General features: G+C 44.0%; 14 protein-coding genes. 2 read left to right on the top strand and 12 right to left on the bottom strand.

The window, feature by feature from the left end; all coding sequences use genetic code 11:
- Window positions 1-300: 300 nt before the first annotated feature.
- From spoT to typA, 8 genes are all read right to left on the bottom strand, one after another.
- Window positions 301-2,829, bottom strand: a complete 2,529-nt coding sequence (gene spoT / locus RDO37_RS01190; RefSeq protein WP_245580445.1) for a bifunctional GTP diphosphokinase/guanosine-3',5'-bis pyrophosphate 3'-pyrophosphohydrolase — start codon at window positions 2,827-2,829, stop codon at window positions 301-303.
- Window positions 2,830-3,607: 778 nt separating this feature from the next.
- Window positions 3,608-3,895, bottom strand: coding sequence for a DNA-directed RNA polymerase subunit omega (gene rpoZ / locus RDO37_RS01185; RefSeq protein WP_027939564.1), 288 nt, complete (start codon window positions 3,893-3,895; stop codon window positions 3,608-3,610).
- A gap of 555 nt (window positions 3,896-4,450) precedes the next feature.
- A complete protein-coding gene (gmk, locus tag RDO37_RS01180) occupies window positions 4,451-5,179 on the bottom strand; it encodes a guanylate kinase (protein ID WP_084281678.1) in 729 nt (242 codons plus the stop codon).
- 172 nt (window positions 5,180-5,351) lie between these two features.
- The gene (gene yihA / locus RDO37_RS01175) at window positions 5,352-6,011 is read right to left on the bottom strand and encodes a ribosome biogenesis GTP-binding protein YihA/YsxC (protein WP_027939565.1); all 660 of its coding nucleotides are present in this window, start codon (window positions 6,009-6,011) and stop codon (window positions 5,352-5,354) included.
- 301 nt (window positions 6,012-6,312) lie between these two features.
- Window positions 6,313-6,930, bottom strand: a complete 618-nt coding sequence (locus RDO37_RS01170) for a DUF3334 family protein (RefSeq protein WP_052338937.1) — start codon at window positions 6,928-6,930, stop codon at window positions 6,313-6,315.
- A gap of 796 nt (window positions 6,931-7,726) precedes the next feature.
- A complete protein-coding gene (locus RDO37_RS01165) occupies window positions 7,727-9,151 on the bottom strand; it encodes a sigma 54-interacting transcriptional regulator (protein ID WP_308497832.1) in 1,425 nt (474 codons plus the stop codon).
- Window positions 9,152-9,534: 383 nt separating this feature from the next.
- Complete coding sequence (gene glnL, locus RDO37_RS01160; RefSeq protein ID WP_281710213.1) at window positions 9,535-10,656, bottom strand: nitrogen regulation protein NR(II); 1,122 nt, start codon at window positions 10,654-10,656, stop codon at window positions 9,535-9,537.
- Window positions 10,657-11,725: 1,069 nt separating this feature from the next.
- Entirely contained in the window at window positions 11,726-13,564 is a 1,839-nt protein-coding gene (gene typA / locus RDO37_RS01155; RefSeq protein ID WP_027939567.1) for a translational GTPase TypA, read from the bottom strand.
- 693 nt (window positions 13,565-14,257) lie between these two features.
- Between typA and RDO37_RS01150 the strand changes: the two genes are divergently transcribed.
- Window positions 14,258-15,232, top strand: a complete 975-nt coding sequence (locus tag RDO37_RS01150) for a YihY family inner membrane protein (protein WP_308497831.1) — start codon at window positions 14,258-14,260, stop codon at window positions 15,230-15,232.
- Window positions 15,233-15,380: 148 nt separating this feature from the next.
- Here RDO37_RS01150 and RDO37_RS01145 read toward each other — a convergent pair whose 3' ends face one another.
- Both RDO37_RS01145 and RDO37_RS01140 read right to left on the bottom strand, forming a co-directional pair.
- Entirely contained in the window at window positions 15,381-19,028 is a 3,648-nt protein-coding gene (locus RDO37_RS01145; protein WP_308497830.1) for a hypothetical protein, read from the bottom strand.
- 254 nt (window positions 19,029-19,282) lie between these two features.
- Complete coding sequence (locus tag RDO37_RS01140; protein ID WP_308497829.1) at window positions 19,283-21,418, bottom strand: ATP-dependent DNA helicase RecG; 2,136 nt, start codon at window positions 21,416-21,418, stop codon at window positions 19,283-19,285.
- Between the two features lie 430 nt (window positions 21,419-21,848).
- On the opposite strand from RDO37_RS01140, the gene RDO37_RS01135 reads away from it, so the two are divergent.
- Window positions 21,849-22,796, top strand: coding sequence for a hypothetical protein (locus RDO37_RS01135; RefSeq protein ID WP_308497828.1), 948 nt, complete (start codon window positions 21,849-21,851; stop codon window positions 22,794-22,796).
- A 150-nt stretch (window positions 22,797-22,946) separates the two neighbouring features.
- Here the strand turns inward: RDO37_RS01135 and RDO37_RS01130 are convergent, their stop codons facing one another.
- Window positions 22,947-24,308 (bottom strand): MFS transporter, encoded by a 1,362-nt coding sequence (locus RDO37_RS01130; protein ID WP_308497827.1) that lies wholly within the window; start codon window positions 24,306-24,308, stop codon window positions 22,947-22,949.
- A gap of 633 nt (window positions 24,309-24,941) precedes the next feature.
- On the bottom strand, window positions 24,942-26,321 hold the full coding sequence (gene pssA / locus RDO37_RS01125; protein ID WP_052338941.1) for a CDP-diacylglycerol--serine O-phosphatidyltransferase: 1,380 nt from the start codon (window positions 26,319-26,321) through the stop codon (window positions 24,942-24,944).
- Between the last annotated feature and the right edge of the window lie 84 nt (window positions 26,322-26,405).

Here is a 26,405-nt window from a genome sequence, read left to right as displayed (position 1 = left end):
CAAAGAAATAGCAAAAGCTAAGCCCCGTTCACATACATTAGAGCAAAAGATAAACCCACGGCCGCGATCTTTAGGCTTAAAAGCAATCACTATATCGAATTGATCGTTCTTTTATCTTTCACAAAGCAATGATCTTAACTAAGGAAGTTAGCAGCACTGTATGGCTGCAGCGATTTAGCTGCAGCTAGAGTGCTACAGCTAAGTACCTGTAGCTGTGGTGCTGCAGCTAAGCACCTGCAGCTAAGTACCTGCAGCTAAGTACCTGCAGCTGTGGTGCTGCAGCGAGGATATAAGGGGGTATTAGCGGCGACGGGCGATCTTCTTGATGTTAGGTACGGTCTTGATGCGGCGCATGATGCCAGCAAGGTGTAAACGATCGCGTACGGTAACAGTGAGATTGATAAGGTAGGTGCCGTCGTCCTTAGTCTCGGAGTTAATGGCATCAATCTGTGATCCTGCAATATCTACAGCATTTGAGATCTCGCTTAAGATGCCTTGGCGGTTTTCAAGCTCAATACGCAGACCGGTTTGGAAGTCGAGGTTGGCGGTAACCACGGTATCCCATTCAACCTTGATGAACTTCTCAGGATCCTTGTTTGCATCACGTACGTTAGAGCAATTGGCATTATGGATCACGAGGCCCTTTGCCGTAATGTGGCCAATGATCTCATCACCAGGAATAGGCATACAGCACTGAGCAAAGGTATATGGAAGACCTCCAGTACCTAAGATTGGCTTGCCGCTATCGGAGTCAGATTGATCTGACTTGAACTTATTGGCTACAACCACCGCAAGGATGTTACCTAAAGCCACATCAATAAGAAGGCTGTTGAGATCTGGCTGCTTGAATTCCTTAAGAACTACATTCATTACCTCTTGAGGAATATCATCTAAATGCACATCCTTAAGCACATTCTGCATGAGACGACGACCAATCAGGACACACTCTTGGCGCTTGAGTCCCTTTAAGTACTGTCTGATCTTGGAGCGGGCGCGAGGAGTCACTACAGAAGTGAGCCACATAGCACTTGGCTCAGCATTTTGTGAGGTAATGATCTCTACAGACTGACCAGATTGCAGCGGACGGCTCAGTGGGAACATACGATGGTTGACGCGAGCACCGATACAGTGCTGGCCAATGTCGGTATGCAGTGCGTAGGCAAAGTCCACTGGAGTTGAGCCAGCTGGCAGATCGAAAATCTTGCCATCTGGAGTAAAGACGAAGATGGAGTCTGGGAAGAGGTCTGTCTTTACCGCTTCAATAAACTCCATGGAGTTAGAGGCGCTTTGCTGCAGATCAATGATGTTTTTAATCCACTGCTGAGCATTCTTTTGCGCTGTAGTAGAAGTAGGTTCGGAGCCGTTTTCTTTATATGACCAGTGAGCTGCTACGCCTCGTGCAGCCATCTGATCCATAAATTCAGTACGGATCTGAATTTCGATAGGCACACCATGAGGACCGACTAAAGAGGTGTGCAGTGACTGATAGCCATTGATCTTTGGAATGGCAATATAGTCTTTAAAACCTGAAGGGCGTGGCTTATACAGATTATGCATCTGACCTAAGACGCGGTAACAAGTATCTACATCCTTTAAGATGACGCGGAATGCATAGACGTCCATGATCTCACGGAACTGCAGCTCCTTTTTCACCATCTTCTTGTAAATGGAGTAGATACGCTTTTCACGTCCTAAGACTCGAGCCTCAATACCAACTTCGTTAAGACGCTTGTTGATAGACTCAAGGATATTGTTGATAACTTCCTTTCTATTGTTACGAGCTCTGGTTACAGCGGCTTTAAGTACGCGGTATCGCATTGGATATAAAGCAGCAATACCAAGCTCTTCAAGCTCAATCTTGATATCTGAAATACCCAGACGATTAGCAATAGGGGCAAAAATCTCTAAGGTTTCACGCGCAATACGCTTGCGCTTATCTGGACGCAGAGAACCAAGGGTTCTCATATTGTGGGTACGGTCAGCCAGTTTGATCAAGATGACACGAATATCTCGAGTCATCGCGAGGATCATCTTTCTAAAGTTCTCAACTTGAGCTTCACGATAGTCATGGAAGCGCAGTTTATCGAGCTTAGTTACACCGTTTACCAGATCTTCAACCACATCACCAAACTCACGTTTGATGTCCTCTGGAGTAACGCATGTATCCTCAACGGTATCGTGTAATAAGGCCGCTGCAATGGACTCTTTATCTAAGTGCATTTGCGCAATGATTGTTGCTACAGCGATCGGGTGAATAATGTAAGGTTCACCTGAGGCACGCTTTTGTGGGGCGTGTGCCTTATCTGCAATCACGAAAGCCTTATCTACCATTTCCATAGCTTCGGCTGATAGATAAGAGGATGCAAGATTATGCAAAGGAAGATAGTAATGGAAGTTTACAGAGGCAACAGCATCAGCACTTGGCTCAGCAGGGATATGGTTAACCTGATTGGCCATGTCCTGAGCGATCTGCTCAGAGAGCTCCATGCTTTCGTTAAAGCCACCATTATCACGGGCATTAACGCTCATAGAGTTGAGCTTGCCTTGCTTTTTAAGCGGGACGATGTTGTCGATATCAACATCGACAGAATCTTGTAAATCAGAGGCAGTAGTGCCTAAGAATGCTTGATGCAATAAGGCAGTTGGACTAGTGGCAGTAATGGCAGTGCTTACAGGGCCAGTGCTGACTACAGATAATGAGCCAGTCATAGTATTACGACCTGTAGGAGAGGTGTTAGTACGTAACATACCCTCTACAGATGCCTTACTGTCTGACGATGCGGCAAGGGGAGCTGAATGTGAAGATTGCATATCAGTCTTGCTATCCATATATTCTCCTTACCAATGCCAACAAGTTGCCTGAAGATCCTGATACTAAGTTACGTAAACACTAGCTAAGAGAAATTAGCAACGATGAGCTTTAAAGCATATGAGTCTAAGCTTTAGTTGCAAGGCATTAAGATTAAGTGTTTTACGTATGTAATGAGGTCGTTGTCACCACCATAGCTTATGGCCATCAAGATTCTTAGATGGGTCTAAGATATAAACTAATGATCGTGGGTGTTTTAACACTATATGACATTCAAGTGTACTACAAAAACAGATGACAATGGCTTTGCAATGTCCCGTTTTGGATTTCACAACCTCTCAAAACGAAAAAAACCGATACTCAATGTGTTTAACATCAAGTAAATCGGTTCTTTTTTAAAACGTCACCACAGTGAAACATAAGGCATCTAACATCGAAAACTACATGTTTTCTTATGCATAGATCCTTAATAGTTTGCACTTGGCTTAGAAAGTATCACTGAAAAATATAAGCATCTACGCTGCACAGAGATCTTATGATCTTTGCACCATTGCAATGCTGTCATACAAGAAAGATGCACTTAAGCATTTTGTTATTGTCAGACAAGTTAGCTCTAAACACCATGTATATGTTTAAGCCTTCACTCATTTAATAAGCTTACTTGTATAGAGCCATAAGCTCATTTACATGAGCACAGCTGTGATCTTGCAGTGATAAAAATAGGCTTGAGGATAAAGTTAGCTACATTAGAAGTTCACTAGCAGTAAAAAAACAAGCCTATCAATAAAGCATTAATGCTTAGTTAAACATCTCAACGCCGTCGATAGGAGCGAACTCGTTATCAGCAGGTAAAACGCTGCTATCACGCATGAAGTCCTTACGATCCTGCTTGTCGAGGAAGTCCTCAGAGATTAAGCCAGCCTCGATCTCGCGCAGAGCGATAACGGTAGGCTTATCCTTTTCCTCATCTACTAAAGGCTTGCTGCCGTTCATTGAAATCTGACGAGCACGACGTGCAGCAATGAGAACTAAGTCAAAGCGGTTGCCAACTTTAGCCACAGCATCTTCAACTGTAACTCTAGCCATGATGATTACCTCAACTGATGCGTCTAATCGCAATGATCAGACAGTGAATCAACAAAAATCTTTTAGTGCCAATGCTCTACGTTAAGCTGCTAAGGGCAACTGAAAACTCATCAAATCGATATATCAAGGAGCATGCATAGGCGCATGTACTGCACGTAATGAGTATCGTAGATCGGGCACACAGTGCCTTGTTGGGCTAGCTTAATAAGCTAGGTGAGAGACAAAAGCTAAGTGCTTTTGATCTTCAAGGCATAAACTGCAACGAGCGGTTTTTCCTATGGCTAATCAGCTTAAAAAAACCGTAGTGGGCCTATGTTCTCTAATGCAGTTATATGAATTCTGGGTATTAACGCATATAGCGTGCTAAGTGCATATTAATCACTATTATGCACAAAGCTCTCTATTTTAACAAAAATTCTACCTAAAAGTGCATTACTGATGCGATCAGATCATGGTCCATAGCGATCTTATCGTAAGGGCATATTAAATACAGCCCCTTGAAACACGAAAGACCATAGCTATGGGCGTAAAAGAGCAAGAACTTGCTCTTTGTTATTACTTGCTAGTAGCTTCTTTTTCGGCAGCCTCAGCCTTAGCCTTGGCAAAAGCTTCTTGGAATGCGCTAGCACAAGGCATCCAAGCTGCTTCGTATTCTTGCTCCTGACGCTTCATATCTTCAAAGAGCTCTTTATTATTAGTCTGAACATTGTTAAGGCTGCAACGCTTGCTCAGAATAATGCTGCGCAGATTGATTAAGCTCTCATCAAAGTCATCATTGATGATTACGTAGTCGTACTCATCATAATGAGAGATCTCTGACATGGCCTTAGCCATACGCTTACGAATCACCTCAGGAGTATCCTGACCGCGCTTAATAAGACGCTCTTGTAAGGTGTTTAATGATGGCGGCATGATAAAGATCTTAACTGCCTGAGGCATCTGCTCTTTGATAAGACGGGCTCCCTGCCAGTCGATGTCAAAGAACACGTCTTTTCCATCATTGATCCAATCCATCACGATCTCTTTGGAGGTGCCGTAGTAGTTATCAAACACCTTAGCATGCTCAAAAAAAGCACCGCGATCAATGAGGGATTCAAATTCCTCTACGGATACAAAGTGATAGCTCTCATGATCAACCTCACCTGGGCGTGGTTCACGGGTAGTGTGAGAGATGGACAGACGCATTGAGTCGTCAGTATTGAACTTCTTTAACAGAGCATTGATAAGAGAAGACTTACCAGCACCGCTTGGAGCGGATACGATGAAGAGAGTTCCTTGTGCCATAACGTTACATCCAAGATAGGAATTAAGAAACAAAAGAGCGGTTATAAAAATAGCTTTAGTGTAGCTAAGATTGCTCTTGAATGAGTAGCCTGCGTTTTTAAGATGCATGCTTATTGAGCATGCACTTGTAAGCTAGCAGCTATTTTAAGATCTGCTTAACTGAAAAGGTCAATTACTCACCATCGGCAGCATCAGCAGAAGCTTCAGCCATTTCCTCAGGATCATAAAGGATCGTAAACCAGTTGTTGAGGATGGAGTGGATCTCATCAAGACCGATCTTTTCCCAAGCAGAGAATGCAACTACAGTGAAGTTGCCACCAAACTCAGATAACAGGTGCTTAACCTCACCAACTGCCTCTTTACGGCGGTTAACTCCAAGCTTGTCTGCCTTAGTTAGCAAAATCAGCGCAGGAATGTTGGCTGCAATAGACCAGTCAATCACTAAGCGGTCGTGATCTTTAAGTGGATGACGAATATCCATAGTGACTACGAGACCACGTAAAGCCTGACGCTTTTGTAGGTACTCAGACATGGACTTTTGCCACTCGATCTTCATGGAGCGAGACACTGCAGCATAGCCATAGCCTGGCAGATCAACTAAGGTACGACCTGGCGCAACTTGGAAGAGGTTGATAAGACGGGTTCGTCCTGGGGTACGTGAGGTTTTGGCTAAGTGCTTTTGATCGCAAATAGCATTGATAGCAGAGGACTTGCCGGAGTTGGAGCGGCCAGCAAAGGCGATCTCAACACCAAGATCCTTTGGTAAATGCTTTATATCAGGGGCACTGGTGATAAAGCGAGTCTTTCTAAAATCGAGGGCTTCTTCAGCCATAGCCTTACTCCTGAAAACTTAGAAAACTAGAAAAATCGCATAAGTATACGCTTTTCGAGCCCATTTTGGGTAAAAACATCGCAACAAAGCAAAAATAGCTTATCAAAGACAAGATGCTACAAAGCAAGCATAGCGATGCAATGGCTATAGATTATAGCGTGCAAAAACGAACAACGCCGCTAAAGTGCGGCGTTGTCGATAATGCTTAAGACTGCTGTGGTCTCAAGCTAAAAGATAAGTGCCTTGCTGTACAGCGTTTAAAGCTGTGCTTGAGGCTTTAGCTTATCTAAAGGTGGGTATCTTAAACGATACCAGCCTGAGCCATGATCTCCTCAGGAGTTAACTCACGCTCCTTAGGATCAAGATCGCGAACAAGCTTGAACTCGGTGTGGTCCATAGCAAGCTCAAGGTAGAAAGCGTTGTTAGACTCGGTGAAGAAGGTAATACGAGAAACCTCTGGGTGGTCTAAGGTCATGTTGATGTTAATCTCAACCTGGTGAGGCAGGGCTAACATCTTAGGCTGTGACTGATTGATGTGACCATTTAAGGAGGTGCTCATCTTGGCAGTGAAGTTACCAACCATCTGATTCATGAGCTCGCCTAAGGTGTTAGAAACTTCATCAGAGGTGTAGTTCTTAACTAAGTCTGCATCACCTAAGCCCATGCGCTTCATGTAGGAGCTATATAACTCCATTGCAGTCTCTTTGCTGAAGTTTAAAACCACCATGCCAGAGAAGGTGCCAGTGAACAGAACAAAAGTACCGATATCTGGACGTAAGGTGGTGTTGTTGATCTTCTGGATCATTGGGGTGAAAGAAACCTTATCACCGGTAGCAGAACTTAAAACTTCGGTAACACTATCACATAAGGATAAGAGGATGTCGTCGCAGGTGATAACCTGATGCTTTGAAATTAACATTTAACTGGCTGTCTCACAAAATCAAGCTTATAAGCTTACAAAACCCTATGACAGAAGAGACCTGTCGTATCACACGCCTAATAGTAATCTTATCTAAAAGAACTCACTTGATGCTTGTTTGGCATAGAGGCGGCATGTGCTGTATCCGCTATCTGAGTCATCGCTGACTCATTAGAGATTATTGTGCAGCAAACTTACAGAAACTGCATAGATACAGGATCGAAAAGTATTTACTAGATATAACAATCTATGGCCACATTCTAACGAAAAATGGCACAAATACAAGTTTATGACGCCGATTAATACAAGTTTATGACAAGTGACTAGCTAGGCATCTGTGTAATATGTTAGCCAAAGTGGCTTGTACATGAGCTTGGCAACTACGCTAGTTGACAGATGCTACAGATTATCTACCTATTTTAATTGTCAGAGGGGTATAAGGATATGTCTTTTGTGAAAAGGCATGGTCTTAACTAAGATAGCCTTATGCTTACTCCATCAGTGCGGGCGCTACAAGGCGATAGCCTTGCTAAGAAGTGCCACATGATGCGCTGTAGTGCCATGATTGGCGTTTAGGTGCGATTGCCTTGCGATGTAGGGAGCTTAGGCTTGATTGCCTTGCTATGCAGGGAGCTTCGGTTCGATTGCCTTGCGATGAGGGGCACTAAGATGTGGAGTACTTGCATTCAGGACTGCTGAAAAGCGACAACGTCCGCGCTGCAAGGCATGACGGACGTTGTCAGATACAAGTCTCAAATCAGCTTATCGCTAGGCGATGGGCTGAGATTTAAGATGCTTAGCTATTGATGTTGAGCTCTTTGAGCTTACGGGTCAGGGTGTTACGGCCCCAACCTAAGAGCTTAGCTGACTCTTGCTTGTGGTTGCTAGTAAAGGCTAAAGCAGCCTCTAACATGACACGCTCAAACTCAGGGGTAGCCTCAGAAAGAATGTCATGCTCACCAGCGCGAAGACGACCATCTACCCAATTTCTAAGCTGCTCTTGCCATGAGGTAGGTTCCTTAGAAGTACCAGTGATGGAGGTAGTAATCTTAGCTTGCTGATTGCGAGCCTGCATAAACTCTGATGGCAGGTCGGTCATCTGAATATCACGACCGGTAACCATGATGGTTAAGTACTTACACAGGTTCTTAAGCTGTCTTACGTTGCCTGGCCATGGCTGACGGCATAAGAAAACTAATACCTCAGAGGTTAGCTTTTTAGGCTCTTGATTGTTTTCAAGGGCGGCCTGGGCTAAGAAGTGCTTAGCGAGCATTGGGATGTCATTGTTACGCTCACGCAGTGGTGGCATATTGATGTGAATGACATTGAGGCGGTAGTACAGATCTGCACGGAACTTACCGTTTTTAACTAACTCTTCTAAGTTGTGAGAGCTAGAGGCAATCACACGTACATCAGCCTTACGGGTGGCGCTAAAGCCAAGTGGCATATACTCATGATCGCGAATAACGGTAACTAAGCGAGTCTGTGCATCCATTGGCATGTCACCAATTTCATTGATGAACAGAGTACCGTTGTTAGCTCGCTCAATAGCACATACAGCACCATTGTCATTAGAGAACAGCTCATGCTCAACAGTCTCTTGAGGCAGTGATGATATGTTCACAGAAACAAAGCGACCCTTATCGCAGCGCTCTGAGTGGTTGTGCAGTGCCTGAGCTACGATTTCACGGCCAGTGCCGCTCTCGCCAAAGATGAATACAGGTACATCAGTCTTAGATAAACGGCCGATGAACTTGAATACCTCCTGCATGGCAGGGCTCTTACCGATAATCTCGACATCCTCGCCCTCAGTTGCAGGAGCTGGGTTCTCTTCCTTCTTACGGGTCTGATTAACACGGTGTACAGCAGCACGTCTGATAACCTTAACTGCCTGCTCAATATCAAATGGCTTAGGCAGGTACTCAAAAGAACCGTGCTCATAAGAATCGATAGCGGCGCTTAAGTCAGAGTTAGCGGTAATGATGATGAATGGGATGTTTGGATCGACTTCATGGACTCTCTTAATTAAAGATAAGCCATCGATACCGCCTGGCATGTTAATGTCAGATACGATTACATCAGGAATCTCATTTTTAAGAGCCTCGAGAGCCTCAATACCGTTGCTAAAGAGACGGTGATTGATTTGGTTGACATCAAGAGCGCGATCGAAGACGAAGCGGATGGAGTCATCGTCATCAATAACCCAAATTAGCGGATCCATAATAACCTCAAGCTGTGTTGTCTGCGGCTAAGGCGTCACCTACGGTATTACAAGTTTGGCTACGATAAACTTATTGCACTATGTGCAAAGAATCGTTGCCATCCCTTAAAGGGTGGTAAAACGCTATGGCCTAAGCCTAAGGTAGTGCGTCCCAGAGTACGGCCAATAAGAGCAAGTACAAGCAATCTAAATAGGTCGCAAGCTACCTTTTGGTAGTCGTTGTTAGCCGCTGCATTATGCAAAGCTAGTAAAAGCTTTCCTAAAGAGACAGTGGCCTAATGAAATCTTTGTTATCAATAGCTTTAGTCAAAAATCTAAAGCTATTGTTTATCCTTGCCTAGGACCACTAAGTGGTGGTCTTTTGTGACAACTTCAATGAATGCTTACTTCATCAAATTGTGAATCACACCAGAGTGCATAGGCTGACTGGCGTTATTGTTGTCATTGGTAATAGGCAGAATGATCTTGAACACGGTGCACCCTGGTTCGCTTTCGCACTCAATAGTGCCGCGATGATGCTCCACAATATTCTGAGCAATGGATAAACCTAATCCATGTCCCTCAGAACGGGAGGTAATCATTGGGTAGAACAACATGTCCTTAATCTGAGGCGGGATACCAGGACCGTTATCGATAATGGCAACCTCAATGGACATTGAATACTTAATGCCATTGACTAAAGCTCCCATTAATGCGCGGGTGCGGATCTTAACTGACGGATAGACAGTATTGGCCTCAGTTAATGCCTGTACGGCATTACTAATGATGTTAATCATGACCTGCTGCATGGCGTCTACATCAAGTAGCAGCTCTGGCAGCGATGGGTCGTAATCTTTTTCAAAGCGGCATGTGCCCTTAGTGGCCATGCTTTCTAAAGACAGCACTTTCTCAATGACATAGTGGATGTTAGCCATGGTGCGAGGATTTGGTCGCTGTGGGCCTAATAGACGATCTACTAATGCCTTAAGACGGTCTGACTGCTCAATGATGACCTTGGTGTACTCCTTAAGATCATTGTCTTTAGAGTAGGTCATCTCTAGAAGCTGTGCTGCGCCACGGATGCCACCTAATGGGTTCTTGATCTCATGAGCAAGGTTTCTAATGAGATCGCGGGCTGCAATATGTTGATTGCGGCGCTGCAGGTCATCATTGAGTTTTTGCTGATAATCAAGACGGTGGATTTCTACCATCAGACCACGTGCTCTGCCGGTATATGGTGAGATATACACGTCGGCATGGAAGCGATTTTGGTGTTCTGGGGTGAAAGTGATATCAGTAGCAGTGAATCCTTGAAAAGATGGTGAATTCGCGTTCTGAAGGGACTCAATCAAGCTCTTCTCATTGCTATCAATAAGATCAAGCAGCTTAATTCCCTGCAGCTTGGTACGAGACATGGAAAACAACTGCTCGGCCGCAGTGTTGGCATAAGCAACCTTTAACTGAGAGTCGATCACCAATATTGAGGTGGAGATACTCTCGATAATGGTTTTAGAGTCGCATTGCATGGCAGCTACCTTTAGTTGAGCCTGACAAAGGCCTAAAGTAAATCCAATAGAACAATGTGATACTGTTTGCTTTAAGCATTTGAGCTAACTTAAGACTCGCTTATGAGGCCTTAACCAAGGGATCTTTTTATGATCGAATGGCCATTACCTAAATTAGGTAGCGCCTTAGCCTGGTACTTATAGCTTCATTTGGTCTACGAGACACAGGCCTTAAGCTCTAATATGCTCTTTGGGGATATAACGTCCCATGTATCTTGAGTTTGCCAACTGAGAAAGTACCCGTATCTCTTATAACTAATGGAGATTTACGCTAGCACTTACTCAAGTTAACCAATGTCCTTATGTAGTACCTAAACTACGAGCACTCAAAATGGGGCACAGTAGTTAGTACTGAGCATCTTTAATTATTGTATGTACACTGCAAAATGTAGTGTCCATATATTATCTTTAGCCCAACTATATCTAATGTCATAGATGAAGTAAGTTGAGTAAAGTAAGATGTTCTAAAACCCACTAACAAGATAAGAATGCTCAACTTTAGGGCTTTCTTATGCTTAAGCACTACTACTTAAGCGCGCTAATGAGTAAAAACAGAGCAACAGCATTACACAGTAAGTTTGTGTCAAACTAATAGTGATACTCTACAGTGCATTGACAGAAAAAAAGTGTGATATGCCATTGATTTGTGATCCATTTTAGAGCGCCTATGTTTAAAAATGGTATAAATCTCTCATTTGCACATATATAGTGCTTGGCACATCGCGTATTTCACCATAAAGGAACACGTGTTTTGGCAGAAAAAATTGAAAAAATACTGTAATTCCTTAATTATAAGCCAAATATAGAATAGTAAGCTGCTTTGAGGTATATTTTGCATGCACTCATGTAGGGCGATTGAAAGCACATGTTTCTACATTGAAGAGCCATTTCTTAACATTAGATCCAAAGGTGAGCATTGTCACTCTACATCGCACCAAAACAAAAAAGCCCCCGCAAGTAAGACTTGCGAGGGCTTTTTAGAGCAAGTGTCTTAGCTAGAGATAGCTAAGATGCTTTGTGTTAAGGGAGATTACTTCTCAGCCTTACCGCCAGCTGCACGGAATGCACGTACACGCTCAAGCTCAGATAAGAACTTCTTACGGATACGGATGGACTTAGGAGTAACCTCAACGAGCTCGTCCTCGTTAATGAACTCTAATGCCTGCTCTAAGCTCATGTGAACAGCAGGAGTTAAGATGATGTTGTCATCGGAACCTGCTGCACGAACGTTGGTGAGCTTCTTGGTCTTTAAGCAGTTAACGGTTAAGTCGTTGGAGCGAACGTGCAGACCGATAACCTGACCCTCGTAAACCTCTTCACCTGCGTCTACGAACAGACGGCCACGCTCTTGTAAGAACCATAAAGCGTATGGAACGGCCTTACCAGTGTCGTTAGAAATCAGAACACCGTTAGCACGCTCACCGATAGAACCACCTACATACTCGTCATAGCTGTCGAATGTGTGGTACATAAGACCAGTACCAGAGGTTAAGGTCATGTATAAGCTCTGGAAGCCGATAAGACCACGAGCTGGGATGCGGTAGTCTAAACGTACACGGCCCTTACCATCTGGGCTCATGTTCTTAAGCTCACCCTTACGACGGCCGAGCTCTTCCATTACACCACCCTGGTCGCCTTCTTCGAGGTCTAAGGTTAATACCTCGTATGGCTCTAAGGTCTTGCCGTTCTCATCCTTGTGAAGAATAACTTCAGGACGGGATACGCCAAGCTCGTAGCCCTCACGACGCATCTGCTCAATTAAAACAGATAAGTGCAGCTCACCACGGCCTGATACACGGAACTTGTCAGCGTCATCAGTGTTCTCAACGCGCAGAGCTACGTTGTGTACCAGTTCAGTACGTAAGCGCTCTTCAATGTTACGTGAAGTAACAAACTTGCCTTCCTTACCTGCAAATGGTGAGGTGTTAACACAGAATGTCATGGACACAGTTGGCTCGTCAACAGATAAAGGAGGCAGGGCCTCAACAGCTTGTGGAGAGCAAATGGTGTCAGAAATCTTAAGCTCGCCTAAACCAGTAATAGCGATAATGTCGCCAGCACCAGCCTCAGCTACTTCAGAACGGTGCAGACCTAAGTAACCTAAAACCTGACCTATCTTACCTTGACGGGTGGAGCCATCAGCACCAACGATGGTTACAGGCTGATTGGTCTTAACGCTACCACGGGTGATACGACCAACACCGATAACACCGACGTATGAGGTGAAGTCTAATGAGGAGATCTGCATTTGCAGCTGACCTGCTGGATCAGCCTGTGGTGGGCTTACCTTTTCAATGATGGCATTGAATAAAGGCTCCATGGTGTCGCCATGGTTCTCTGGATCTAAAGAAGCCCAGCCTGATAATGCGGATGCATAAATAACAGGGAAGTCGAGCTGCTCATCGGTTGCACCTAAGTTGTCGAACAGATCGAATACCTGATCGATAACCCAGTCAGGACGTGCACCTGGACGATCGCACTTGTTAATTACAACGATTGGGCGCAGACCACGAGCAAAAGCCTTCTGAGTTACGAAGCGGGTTTGTGGCATTGGGCCATCTACAGCGTCAACGAGCAGCAGTACTGAGTCAACCATGGACATAACGCGCTCAACCTCACCACCAAAGTCTGCGTGTCCTGGGGTGTCAACGATGTTGATGCGGTAGTCCTGCCAGTTGATGGCGGTATTCTTAGAAAGGATGGTAATGCCACGCTCTTTTTCAATGGCATTTGAGTCCATCACACGCTCTTGAGCGCTTTCATTACGATCAAGGGTGCCTGATTGACGCAATAACTTGTCTACGAGAGTAGTCTTGCCATGATCAACGTGGGCAATGATGGCAATGTTACGGATCTTTTGAACATCCATGGAGAAATACCTATTGTGGAATACCGAGCTATACGGGTATTTAAGAGCATGAACTGCACTTGGCAGTGCATTTAAAATCTACAAGAACCAGAGCCTAGAACATCTCTGTAGCGCACTGTAAGGGACAGGATCTTTAGCATGCTTATCATGGTCTGAAAGATTGCTAAGGCGTTACCTTAGGAACAAAAGAAATGATGTTAGCTAAAAGATAATACTGTTCTTACGTGCATAGAAAACTAAACTTTAAGCTAAGAGCATAGTCTCTAGCTAAGGCTCAGCTGACATATCTATCAGTGTCGAATCTGCACCTAAAGTCAATTTTGCGATCTCTTTCGCGCTTTGTTACTTGTAAGCTTGAAAAAACGGCCCCGCTATTTTAGCGCAAAAATCTCTAGAACGGTGTGCATTTTAAAATTTCTCTTTTTACTAGAGTTAACTGTCATCAATACGATAAACATCATCTTTGTTAGCAAGAGGTTCACTCTAATTGCAAGCCTTTATCATAAGAGGCAGGCCTCACAGCAACACTTGTGCTCTAAATCGACTATAGAAAGCCACTAAAATATATAAGGCTTGCAGATTGCATCCAAGCACATACACAATTATCAAGATCGAATACAATTACAGATTACTGGCCCAAGATTGGGCTTAGATAATTAAGATACAGAACAATCATTAAGCTGGAGTGAGTAAATGTTGGAGCTTATCAAGTATTTTATACGGCGTATCAAACGTGATGGTATTGGTATTGAAGCTGCGTCGCTTTCTTATACCTCAATACTAGCGTTAGTTCCTGCATTAACTATCATCTTGTCAATCTTTGCTATGGTTCCATCCTTTGAGCCAGTCAAAGAATCAATGATGAGCTTTATTCAGGATAATTTTGTTCCTGTGTTTGCCGACGCTATCATGGGGTCGCTGCAAAAGTTTGTAGATCATGCAGGCTCTATGACGGTAACCGGTCTTCTAGTGCTGTTTATCGTCAGTATGATGCTCATTCGAGCCATTGATAAGGCTATCAACCGTATTTGGCGTGGGTCACAACGTCGTAAGATCATTACTTTCGCTATTTATTGGACCTTGCTGACAGTGGGCCCTCTTGCTATGGGTATTACGGTTTGGGCTACCTCTAGTATCGTGGCTTTACAGATTTTTCAGGACATGGAGATGGCCACAGCTGTACGCACAGTCTTATATGTGCTGCCTTTCTTCGTGCAAACTGCCTTAATCTTTGTTCTGTATACAGTCTTGCCAGTAGCTCGCGTTAAATCACGCGATGCTTTATTAAGTGCCGCTGTAGTTGCTCTATTATTTGAAATCTCTAAGCGTGTATTTGCCGCCTTTATTATCAATTTCTCAGATTATGAAGCTATCTATGGTGCTTTAGCAGCACTGCCTGTACTGATGATTTGGATTTATATCAACTGGTGGCTGGTGCTTTTAGGAGCTGAGCTTACAGCTGTTCTGGGTATTGCTCGCTCTGAGCACTCTAAAGAAGTACCATCAATGATTCACTCCATCGTTGACACTATGGGTAAGGATACTAAGAAGCCAGAGCAGATTATTTCCGATGCTCTTGCCTATGAAAAAGAGCCAGCTCCTCGTTCAGCTATCAAGGTTCATGTATCTCCAGTCCGTCGCGACAACGCTGTCGAGCATAAAAAATAGCAAACCAACGCTACATATCTAAACACTACTCTTTTCCAATCTTACAAGCGGGCAATATCCAACATACGATACACAGCGCCCGCTCCTGCCAAAGCTTAAAAAGTACAAGGCCATGCTCTAAGCATGGCCTTGTCTAGCAAGTCGATAATTAGAAGATCAGCTCCTCTTCACCCTCTTCGCTATCAAAAAAGCTGTCTATAAGTACGTTCTTGAGAAGATCGGTCTCAGTCTTATCTGCCTGAGCTCGAGCTTCAGCGCTTATTGCTTCATTGCTCTTATTGGCAGTCTGCTTAGGCTCATCTCCTCCTGCACTATTATCACTAGCAGCTACAGCCTCACTCTTATTAGATTGGGCTTCGTCCTTAGCTACTTCACTTGCCTCACTTGTAGTTTCAGCCTTTGCACTGTCTTTACTTGGCTCGCTAGTCACAGGCTCTTTCTTAGCAGTGTCTTCACCTGGCACTGTAGCTACAGTTTCAGCCTTTGCACTGTCTTCACTTGGCTCGGTAGCTATAGTCTCTGCATCGCTTTGTGGCTTAGTATCTTGGGCTTGAGCATTAGCAGCATCTGCACTAGTCTCTTCCTTGTCTTGAGAGGCTGTAGTGCTGTCTGCGTCATTGGCTTGGGCGCTGGTTTGGGTAGAGTTAATTACAGCAGTATTTGTCTTGGTGGACTTTTGGTCGGAATCTGAGGAGGTTTGAGCAGGAGAAGTGGAGAGGTTTTCGGTAGGAACACCTGATAAAGATGAGGCGTCTTGAGTGGAGTCAGGAGTGTCTTTTGCTGAAGAATCTTTTGCTATGACGCTAGAGTCTTGGTCCTTATCAGAGGCCTGACTATCTGTTGCTTCAAAATCTCGGTCAGTGCTGGTTTCTGTCTCTTTATCTGGAGCTTTGTCTGAAGATTCAGAGCCATCGGCACTCACTTTAGCTGATGATGTATTGCCTTCATCTTGAGTATCTGACTTAGTGGCATTACTATCTTGTGTTGCCTTTGGCTCTTGAGCGCTGTCTGTTTTAGGAGCGCTGTTATCGCCAGGCTTTTCATCTTTGCTCTTATCCTTAGCTGCCTGATCTATTAGCTGAGCACTCTTGTCATCCTCCGCTGTACTATCATTTGATGAGTTTGAGCTCTCATCGCTATTGTCTTGCCTTGAAGTAGCCTCATTAGATTTATCCTCTTGAGGCTTTAACTCTTCTTTTTTGTCAGTACTGCTTGATTTGTCAGATAGTGAGCTAGAGTCTGCAGCGCTATTTGCCTTTGGATCTGGACTAGTTTCTTGTATCTTGTCCTTATCATCATCAGACTTTTGCGGCTCTTCAATCTTTACCTTGCCATTAAGGACAGCAGCTGCATCAGTCTGCTCTTTAGCCTTAGCGTTCTCATCGTACTGAGGCAGATATAAACCAGGGCGCTGCTCTCCACGACGTAATGGGATAATTGCAAAGCGTGGTTCATCGAGATCACCTAAGATGGTTACCTTAGTAGAGCTATCCTTTGCAGGACTGATGAAAAAGCTATTGCCTGAGATCTTATTACGCTCATAGTCTGCATTGACTGATAAGCGCATGTTGGCAGTAGATAAAGCCATGGATGTAGTATTTTGAGCTACACCTTGATTAAAGGTGGTGGTGCTCTTAAGAGCGGAGATACCGGCAACAGCGCCTTGTACACCAGTGAGCAGCTCGGTATAGGACAGCTCGTAGTTCTTGTCTTTACCACCGTTAATGAGGTCTAAGCCAAAGTCTGAGATGAGCATGGCATCAGAGTTAACATTAAGCTTACCTTTAGCTTCATTGATGAGGCTCTCAAAGGTCTTAGCTTGGGCTTTAGACTCTAAGCTTAAGTTTACATCCATCCTGCCAGTAAGCATGTGGCTTACTAAGTTGGAGTTTAAGTCTGCACTCTCAAAGTCAGGAGCATTGAGTTTAAGGTGGCTCTTATCAAATGCCTTAAGTGCAATGAGAGCCTCTGCTGCTGCAGATGATTCTTTGAACTTGGCATTTGGTACTTCGATTAAGAGTTTATCTGCATCTAAGTGCCACTTGCTGTGCATGCTGCTAATTAGCAGATCGGAGTATAAGAAGTTCTTAAACTCAAGCTCCATAGCGGCAGCATTGGCGCTCTTTGCAACAGCATCAGCTGTAGCCGCCTTATTATCTACAGCGGTCTTATCCGCATCAGCACTATCCTGACTGTCCTTTTTAGCCTCAGTGTTGGCAAAGACATTGTCTTTAAGGACAGATACGCTAGAGAGCAGACGATAGAACTCATCTTGGTCTTTTTGTTGTGCTTGACCCTTTATAGAAAGATTATCAGCAGTGCCAGTGATGGATTGGATCGACATTGGCAGTGAGTTTAAGTATGACAAAAACTCCAAAGACTCAAAGCCAGCATGCTTGAGGTTAAAGGTGTATTCGTTAAGACCTGCACTTAAGAACTTTAAGCGTGGGGTGTTGATTGCTAGCTTGGCCTTTTTCATGAGGAGCTTTTCTAAGTTGAGCTCTTTGTTCTTATGGTCAAGCTCACCTTGTGCAAGATAGCGTCCCTCATAGACATTACCTTGCAACTTAAAGGTAAAAGCATCTTTGGAGAAAGTAGCACTTACCTCATTGCTCTCCATAGTGGTTTGCAAATTAGGCATTGAGATTTCATCAGCGCTACCGTTAAAGGTGCCCTGCATGCCATTAGAGGTGATCTTGAGATCTTCAATATTGCCATTGATACCTTGGACAATATAAGTACTCAAGTTCACATCATCGGCTTTTGGAGTATGGCTTTGCTTAGCGCCTTGCTTGCCACCTTTGTCTGCAGCATTTTGCGCATCTTCAGCTGCTTTAGCTGCTGCTAAATTATTAGTGTTCTTTGAGCTATGAGGCTTGCTCTTACGGGCAGATGGAGCATCATCAGAGAGAATGACATCGGTTAAGACAGTGCTTTGTGATGTCAAAGTGATGTTCTCTGGGCTAGTGAGGCCTGAGTAGATGATGACATTGGCAAGACTGAGCTCATCAAGCTTGATATCGGTGATAACCTGCGGCGTGCCGTTAGTACCATCAGCTTTTTGATCTTGATTGGCGTTGGCGCTATTAGCATTGGCAATGCTTTGGTTGTACATGCCTTTACCTGAGATGATGCCACCATACATTTGTACGCTAAAGTTATTAAGGCGCATGCCATCTGGTGCTTGTTCAAAATCCACCACAAAGCTCTTAGCTTGCTCTTTAAAGAGGCTAAGTTTTTCTGAGGCTAAGGAGCCTGATCTGAAGGTAAGACCTTCTTTGTCGCTAAAGGAGACCTGGTTTAAGCGAATGGTCGCATCCTTGGTCTTCAAAAAGCGAGTATTGATTGGAGTGTGATGGAAGCGAACGGCATTAGCGCGAATAGACTTATAGCCTGCTTTTGACGAGGAGAGCGCGGCGAGATCTTCCTTGCTTAGCTTAAGATCGTTGATGTAGATATCGTTGATCTTCAGCTCATCATCAGACAAAGCAGAGCTAATATCGTACTCAAGGTACAGCTCACCTACAGTGGATGAGCCAAACTTAACGTTGTTGAGCTTGATAACATCTGGGTATACAGGGGAGAACTCGGCATCTTCAATAGTGACATCTAAACCTGTTTGCTTAGACAGGTAGGAGCCTAAAGGGCCTTTAATCGCTGTACCGTTAAAGAAGATAGCGACCAAGGTAAAGCCAACCACAGTGAACGCACCGGCAGCAGCGCCTGCGCGAATCATGCAGCTTAATACTTTGCTTTGCGAACGCTCAGCGCGTCTTTTATGGTAAAGGCCTACCATCTTCATTCACCGTAGATTGTTAACAGATGCCACATTACAAGCAAAATGCATTACCAGATATTCAAAAATGCCTAGTCTTGTTTTGCCTTGCAATACTTTCGCTACAGTGTACCTAATGCAAGCCCCGATGTGATCAAAAACTTATGTTCAGGGCTTATTTTTCTTCATTAGCGCTTGAAGATCGTTAAGACAGTGTAGTTTGGGCCATGATCTACATGCCTAAATCATGGCTAAATAGTACTTATGGGCGGGCGCTATTTTTTTGCCTTACCTGATAGAGGGCCGTTTTCGAGATCTAAGACTTGCGGGAACCAGCGCATGATAAGGTTGCCTGCAGTCTCAGGATCGTTATTGAAAATCGCAGATGCTGCGCGAGTGGCATTTTCAATCAGATCGTAATCTCGATTGAGATCGGCAAAACGGAAGTTTTCTTTACCAGCCTGATTAGTGCCAAAGAACTCACCAGGACCACGCATTAAAAGATCTTGATTAGCGATAGCAAAACCATTGGTGGTACTACGCATGATCTCAAGACGCTTAATGCCGCGCTCACGACGCTCATTATCTTTAGCTGGAGTATTGTTTTGGTGGAGTAATAAACAGAACGATGGTTTAGAGCCTCGGCCTACACGACCACGTAGCTGATGGAGCTGTGCAAGACCTAGACGATCGGCGTTTTCAATTACGATTACAGTGGCATTTGGCACATCCACGCCAACTTCCACAATTGTAGTAGCGACGAGAATATTGATCTCTCCTGAGATGAATGCCTCCATGGTCTCGTTCTTTTGCTTCTCGCTCATTTGAGCGTGCAGAAGTCCAATTTTCAGATCTGGCAGTAGCTCGGTAAGCTCCTTGTGACGCTTCTTAGCTGAAGTGGCATCTAAAAGCTCATTTTCTTCAACTAATGGGCATACCCAATAGGCCTGATTGCCCTCATGACAGTGATGGTTGAGACGATTGGCCACTTCTTCGATGCGATCTTGACCAATGATGGCTGTGGTAATTGGGGTACGACCCGCTGGAAGCACGTCAATGGTGGATACATCAGTATCTGAATAGAGGGCTTGTTGTAATGAACGTGGAATCGGGGTAGCTGTCATGAGCAGCTCATGGGCTGCGTATTCTTCAGGAGACTTGTTGAGCAAGGCCTCACGTTGATCTACACCAAAGCGGTGTTGCTCATCGACAATGACTAAAGATAGGTTCTTATAGACTATGTCCTTTTGGAAGAGCGCATGGGTACCAACAAATATCAGTGCCTTTCCTGACTTAGCCTTTTCAAAGACGCTCTCACGTTCTTTTTTCTTTAAAGAGCCAATCACGCAGACTACTTCAAAGCCCATAGGCTCGAAAAGCTCAGAGATCTTGCGATGATGTTGTTTGGCCAAAAGCTCAGTTGGTGCAAGCAGAGCACATTGCATATTGGCACTCGCAAATTGCTCCATCACCATAGCTGCAACTAAGGTTTTACCCGAGCCTACGTCGCCGTGAACTAAGCGGCTCATTGCCTTGTTCTTGTTACAGTCACCCATGATCTCATCAAAGACACGACTTTGAGCATCAGTTGGGGTAAATGGCAGGCTCTTTAAGAGCTTTTCATGGCTTTTAGTATTAAGTTCAACGCTCTTAGCTGCTTTGCTTACTTGGCGAGCTTTAAGCTCAAGAATACTCAGCTTATAAGCCACGAGCTCTTCGTAGCAAATACGCTGATAGCTAGGCAGTGCTTCAAGTAGAACTAAACCATGATCCTCTCTAGGCTCAGGATTATGGGTAATCATGAGAGCACGAGTTAAGTCCATGCCGTATGGATTGAGCATGGTTGGTAAATACTCTTCAAGAGGGTGGCGTGCTAACAGAGTTAAGGCTAAATGGGTAAGCTCACGTAAGCGGTATTGAGTAATGCCTGCAGTTAAATGATAAACCGGCGAGAGTCTAGCAGGGAGCTCGATTTCGGAGCTATCAATAAAAGTAACTTCTGGGTGGGTAATGACGTACTTTGGTGATGGTCCATAAAAGTCCATACGTACGCTACCCCATGCAAGTACGGTGGTGCCTACAGTAAGTTTTTGTAGCAAATACTTACTTGCATGGAAGAAGATGATCTTGATATGTGAGCCTTCATGATCTTGAGCAGAAAACTCAGTCAGTTTTGGCTTGATACGTGGCGCTGAGGTAATAGTTAGCAAGAGATTGCACGGTACATTCTCCTCAGGGGAGCTTTGTACTGAACGAATATAGGTGCGATCCTCATAGCGGAAAGGTAGGTTCATGAGCAAATCGTAAATGTTAGATAAGCCCAATCGACCTAATTTAGCCATAGTCTGTGTTGCAACACTATTGATGCTCGACAGTGGCGTCGCTATAAATTGTGCATCCTGTCCTGGCATAGCCTCGGCTCCGCATTGACCAATTATCGCCTAACCATGCACATAGCTTTTCAAGCTCACGCTAGATGGCCGTGCTGCTAGTAAGGCGCTCCTTGTATGGCAAAGAATCTAGATCGCCACTCAAGGCATAGGTCATTATAGCATCGGATGTTTTTAGAACTTTGCCCTCTGCTATATTCCCATACAATGCCGAACAATAGGACTAGCTGTCATAGGCTTACATGATATTCAAACATGTATTACTGGACTTGATCTGCTATACAGGCTCAACTTAAGTTAATTTGAGTGAAAGATGCTTTTTATATCATTAGGCATGAGTTAAATGTGTAAGCAGGATTCAAAAGCTAATCTTATGTAAGATTAAGTGTTAATTAGAAGTAGTTCGTATGATCGCACTTAGCTTTCAAGTGAAAAGGGATTTAGTTGAAATATGTCAATGAATATTGCAATTTTCTTTGATGCTACTAAAGAGCAACAGAAAAAGCTGTTTAGCAAGCTTAGATTTAACACTATAGCAGGGTGGTATAAGCACTTAAGGTTACACCCAGTTCGTGATACAAATGTTTTCACTAGGGATTTTTACGACTTTAATTGGCATGAGACTATTTATACACCTTTAAATATGGTAGCTAGAGGCACTTTTAATGGCGAATATTTCAACGAAGAAGTGAAGCCACGCAGAAATGGTGTGCTAGTTGAAGTTGGTGAAAAAAGCTACGAGTCCTTATTCATTTATGGTTTGCAGGTGGATCACAGTTCAGCGTTTGATTCATTAATAAAAGTGGCATGGACTCAGGCTTTAGAAAGCGCAGGAATCAAGGATTATGCTATGGTTTTGCAACTAGGAACTAGTGGCGGCTATTGTGTGTCAGATGCCGTAATCTCTATTCGTTCAATCGCAAGTGGAGCCTTTAAAGATCAGGTATTTGTGACTTTCTTTTCAGGCACTGAGACTGAAATATGCTTCCCTATTGTGGAGGATAGCATCAACCCTCCATATAGATTTTGGGATAAGAAAGCCGCTAAGCCTGTGGTGATTGATGAGGGCAATGTGCAGCTAGAGACTATTATGACTTTAGAGCATGCTATGGCAGCATGGTGCATCATAACAAAAGAGGATTTTGAGAAAGTAAAACAATTAAGTACGACAGATTTTGTCTACTTGGTAAATAATTATGATTACACTGGTAAGTATGATTTGTTCAAGGATAGATACTTCAATGGTAAGTCATTAGATGATCTTGTCTATTATGGCCACATTATCAATTGTGCAATATCAGACGCTGACTATATAAGCCTTATTGACTTAATTGAGGACGAAGAATACAGACTAGAGGAGAATGCGTCTGTAACGCTAGAGTCGCTTATAAACGATTAAGCCTCTGGAAACTGCATTAAAACTTACCTTTGGGATCATTCAAGTCATTAGCGCATCTTCTTTGTAAGAAGGTAAAAGTAAAGGAGTAGTGTCGTTTATTACTTTAGCAAGGCACTTATGAGTACAGAGCCCTATTCATCAGCTATCATCTTATGACTTTGGTTGCTTAGGATTTGTAGCATTTTGAATTGACTCTTTTGGATGATACTCGCCTAGTGTGCCGTGAATATTTGTGCGACTAGAAACGTCAATGTCATTGAACATCGTTTCATCATAGTCTTTGGCCATGGCTTCGGCCTTATGCTCGGTAGCGGCGATGCGCTCCTTGCGATTTTTGATGAAGCGATAGCCAGTGTACAAACTCATTACAATCATCAGAGTGCCTGAGACAGCAAATTGATAGCGTATGGCTAAAAGATTGGCGATCGCAGCGCCAAGTAATGGGCCAAACATACAGCCAAATTGGGTGGCCATAGTAGCTGCACCAAAAGCTCTGCCTTTAAAGTCAGGTGGAGTTGCTAAGGTGATAGAAGCATTCAGCGCTGGCACTACTCCTACAATGAACAGTCCCATGAGGGCTGCTAAGATCATAAGTACGGTGTAGGTTGGAGCAAATGACTGCAAGATAAGAAAGAAGCCAGCTCCCATAAAAGCTGCAGCCATTGATCTGTAATAGCCATGACGCTGACCTAAAAATCCCCATATTGGAGCTGCGATAGCTCCTACCATTGGAGGGACAGAAACGGCAATACCAGCATAAATGGCGATATCGCTATAGCCGCCTAAAAGCTGTCCTACGTACAGCGAGAGTAGCGGCTGAATGGCCATCATGATGAGATGGAAGATGAAAAATAAAGCGAGAATCTCGCTAATGACCTTGTCAGTAAAGCAGGTCTTAAGATCCTGCAAGATGGTGGTTCGCTCTTGAGTAATCTCAGACTTATCACCTGAGTCTGGAATGATGTAAGTAACTACAGTGATAAATGCCAAGAATGCTGAGGCTATTAAGAATGAGGCTCGATAGCCAAAAGCTTCAGCTAAAAGACCACCAATGAGTGGGCCGCATACGGTACCAGCAAGCATGGATGATTGAATAAAACTAAGAGAAGTGCCGACTTTCTCTTTGGGGCTTTGTGAAGACACCATCGATAGAATGACGGGTAAATAGCCATTGGCAAAGCCTTGAATGATACGCATGCCTAAAAGCTGTATAGGCGCAGTGACAATGCCTCCCACACCATAGCTAATAAAGAGCAGGATAGCTGATCTGAGCGCCATACTCTTTTTGCCTTTAACATCTGAGATCTTTCCCCAGATCGGAGCCATGATGCCTGCAATTAAGAAACATGACGAAAACACTAAGGCCGACCACAGCTCAATAGTCTCTTCAGGAGCGCCAAGCTCAAGCAAGTACACTGGTAAAAATGGCACGCACATGGTATAGCTTGAGGAGGTAAAGAAGATACAAAAGGAGTAGAGGCCGAGTCTTAAGTTCCATGACATATTTTGCATACTTAGCTCCTTGTTCTATCTTGTTTGAATGCATGCAGGCGCAGCTTGTACTAGAGTGTCACAAATGCTGTATTGGGACGCTCTAAAAATTTTAGAGCATGACACGTACTAAAGATAGCTTAGGTTAGGCGCATATGAGAGCTAATGCCTTAGAGAATTGACAAGGGCAAGATCGATCGTCTAACGGAAGTTGAATGTTGCGCTGTTGCTACTGTGTATGAGTAATCTTAGATCTGAGATCAGGCGTCGAAAGCTAGTTGCGATTGAATGTCATATCCGTTGTGAGAAACGAGATCTACTCCAAAAACCTACCTAACACTATTGGAAAATCTGCATGGAGTGCGCAAAGACAAGGAATTCTTAGCTCCAAGACAAATGAGATTTTGCGTAATTGAGCCATGGTTTAGCCAAAGTAAGGTGCACTAAAGAGATGAGCGCAATTGGCTTTGAGTCGTAGATAGGCATAGATGGCATTTTAAAGCCCAGATCGCAAAGCCATTGGGTGAAAACATAAAGCCATGGTCGCTAAGGCATTGCGGGAAATTTAAAGCCCAGATCGCAAGGCACTGCGGGAAATATAAAGCCATGGTCGCTAAGGCAACCATGGCTTCAAAATGCAGATGAGCATTTAGCCTAGAGAAGCTTCTTGATGATGAATGAAGCTCTTAAGCGGCGCACCTTCTTTAAGATCTTTTGGACCTGCTCAGGGTAGCTATCAAAGCTGTCGAGCTGATCTACTGAGGTGATCTTGGTGGTGTGGTGCAAAATATACTGCTTTTCGTGCATGAACTTTTCACTTAAAAGATGGTTTGGATCGTTGATAAATAAACCGTTTTCTAAGTCTAAAGCCCAAGCACGTGGGTTTAAGTTATTACCGGTGATCACAGCTAAATTGCGGTCAATGAACATACCCTTGAGGTGATAGGTATTGATCCCGTCTCGCCACAGGTGGATGTTAAGCTTGCCAGCATCAATATGATGCTTATGGCGCTGTACCATCTCTTTTAAGTTTTGCTCATAGACATATGGAATGGCTCCAATTGGTGAAAATGGCTTATCTGGTGAGATATAGAAGTCATTTGCCACCTTGTCACCAACCACAATAGTGATCTCAACATTACGTTCAAGCGCCATCTCTAAGTGCTCAAGAAGCTCCTTTGGTGGGTTGAAATAAGGAGTGCAGATAAAGATGTGCTTTCTAGCTGAATCAAGTGCCCAAATAATAGAGCGATTGAGCTGATTGTTCTTTTTGCTAAGACCTGACAGTGGGGTAATACCAACCTCATCATCTTGCAGTTTTCGCGCTGCTTTAACCGTGTATTGAGCCTTGGTTAAAGAGCGCTGTAGCATCTTAATTTCATTCTTCATCTCTTTGGCAGGACGAATATTGCCTTGAGAGAAGTCTTGTACTGCATAGTTGATGTGGAACACTTCATTAGTGAAGCGGCAGAAAGAATTAGCTAATTCCTTGGATTGAATTTCGTGGTAGCGATCTAGACGGTACTTTTGATTGGCGTAGTTAACGTAAACATTGTTAATAGAAGCACCAGAGTAGAGTACGGTGTCATCAAAGACAAAGCCCTTAAGGTGCATGACGCCAAAGATTTCACGACGTTTAACTGGTACACCATAGACATGAGGTGCTAGCTCTTGATCTTGTGCAAAGTCACGGTACATGTCGGCATTGGTGCGGCTATCTCCTGTAGCTCCGATTAAGCCACGCTGTGCACGATGAAAGTCAACGTAGACACGAATATATAGCTTTGGATTACGTCTTTTAGCCTCATACAGGGCTTCCATGACCTCTCTACCGGCTTCGTCGTCTTGTAGATAAAGCATGGTCATCATGATACGTACCTTAGCTGAGGCAATCAGTTCTAAGACACGCTGATGAAAGTTTGCAGGCCGCTCGAGGATGTTATAGCCTGAAGCTTTTACCGCAATTTGCGGCATCTGCTGCAGACGAGTCTGGCTGTAAATTGAATTTGGCAGACTGTTTTTAAAGAGAAACATCTTATTAATTCACCTCAAAAGGCGCTAAAACAAAGTATTAACAAGCCCACACCGTAAGGCCCATCTTCACCACACCGTGGCCAT

This window comes from uncultured Anaerobiospirillum sp., assembly GCF_902485895.1.
GTDB classification, from domain to species: domain Bacteria; phylum Pseudomonadota; class Gammaproteobacteria; order Enterobacterales; family Succinivibrionaceae; genus Anaerobiospirillum; species Anaerobiospirillum succiniciproducens.
Note: the sequence above shows the minus strand (reverse complement) of the source record. Positions and strands in the feature narration are given on the sequence as shown.

What these genes read in the sequence shown, in the direction of transcription:
- typA (WP_027939567.1), bottom strand. Translation starts at nt 13,564, where the DNA reads ATGGATGTTCAAAAGATCCGTAACATTGCCATCATTGCCCACGTTGAT.
- rpoZ (WP_027939564.1), bottom strand. Translation starts at nt 3,895, where the DNA reads ATGGCTAGAGTTACAGTTGAAGATGCTGTGGCTAAAGTTGGCAACCGC.
- RDO37_RS01165 (WP_308497832.1), bottom strand. Translation starts at nt 9,151, where the DNA reads ATGGATCCGCTAATTTGGGTTATTGATGACGATGACTCCATCCGCTTC.
- gmk (WP_084281678.1), bottom strand. Translation starts at nt 5,179, where the DNA reads ATGGCACAAGGAACTCTCTTCATCGTATCCGCTCCAAGCGGTGCTGGT.
- RDO37_RS01170 (WP_052338937.1), bottom strand. Translation starts at nt 6,930, where the DNA reads ATGTTAATTTCAAAGCATCAGGTTATCACCTGCGACGACATCCTCTTA.
- RDO37_RS01130 (WP_308497827.1), bottom strand. Translation starts at nt 24,308, where the DNA reads ATGCAAAATATGTCATGGAACTTAAGACTCGGCCTCTACTCCTTTTGT.
- yihA (WP_027939565.1), bottom strand. Translation starts at nt 6,011, where the DNA reads ATGGCTGAAGAAGCCCTCGATTTTAGAAAGACTCGCTTTATCACCAGT.
- RDO37_RS01140 (WP_308497829.1), bottom strand. Translation starts at nt 21,418, where the DNA reads ATGCCAGGACAGGATGCACAATTTATAGCGACGCCACTGTCGAGCATC.
- glnL (WP_281710213.1), bottom strand. Translation starts at nt 10,656, where the DNA reads ATGCAATGCGACTCTAAAACCATTATCGAGAGTATCTCCACCTCAATA.
- RDO37_RS01145 (WP_308497830.1), bottom strand. Translation starts at nt 19,028, where the DNA reads ATGGTAGGCCTTTACCATAAAAGACGCGCTGAGCGTTCGCAAAGCAAA.
- RDO37_RS01135 (WP_308497828.1), top strand. Translation starts at nt 21,849, where the DNA reads ATGTCAATGAATATTGCAATTTTCTTTGATGCTACTAAAGAGCAACAG.
- pssA (WP_052338941.1), bottom strand. Translation starts at nt 26,321, where the DNA reads ATGTTTCTCTTTAAAAACAGTCTGCCAAATTCAATTTACAGCCAGACT.
- spoT (WP_245580445.1), bottom strand. Translation starts at nt 2,829, where the DNA reads ATGGATAGCAAGACTGATATGCAATCTTCACATTCAGCTCCCCTTGCC.
- RDO37_RS01150 (WP_308497831.1), top strand. Translation starts at nt 14,258, where the DNA reads ATGTTGGAGCTTATCAAGTATTTTATACGGCGTATCAAACGTGATGGT.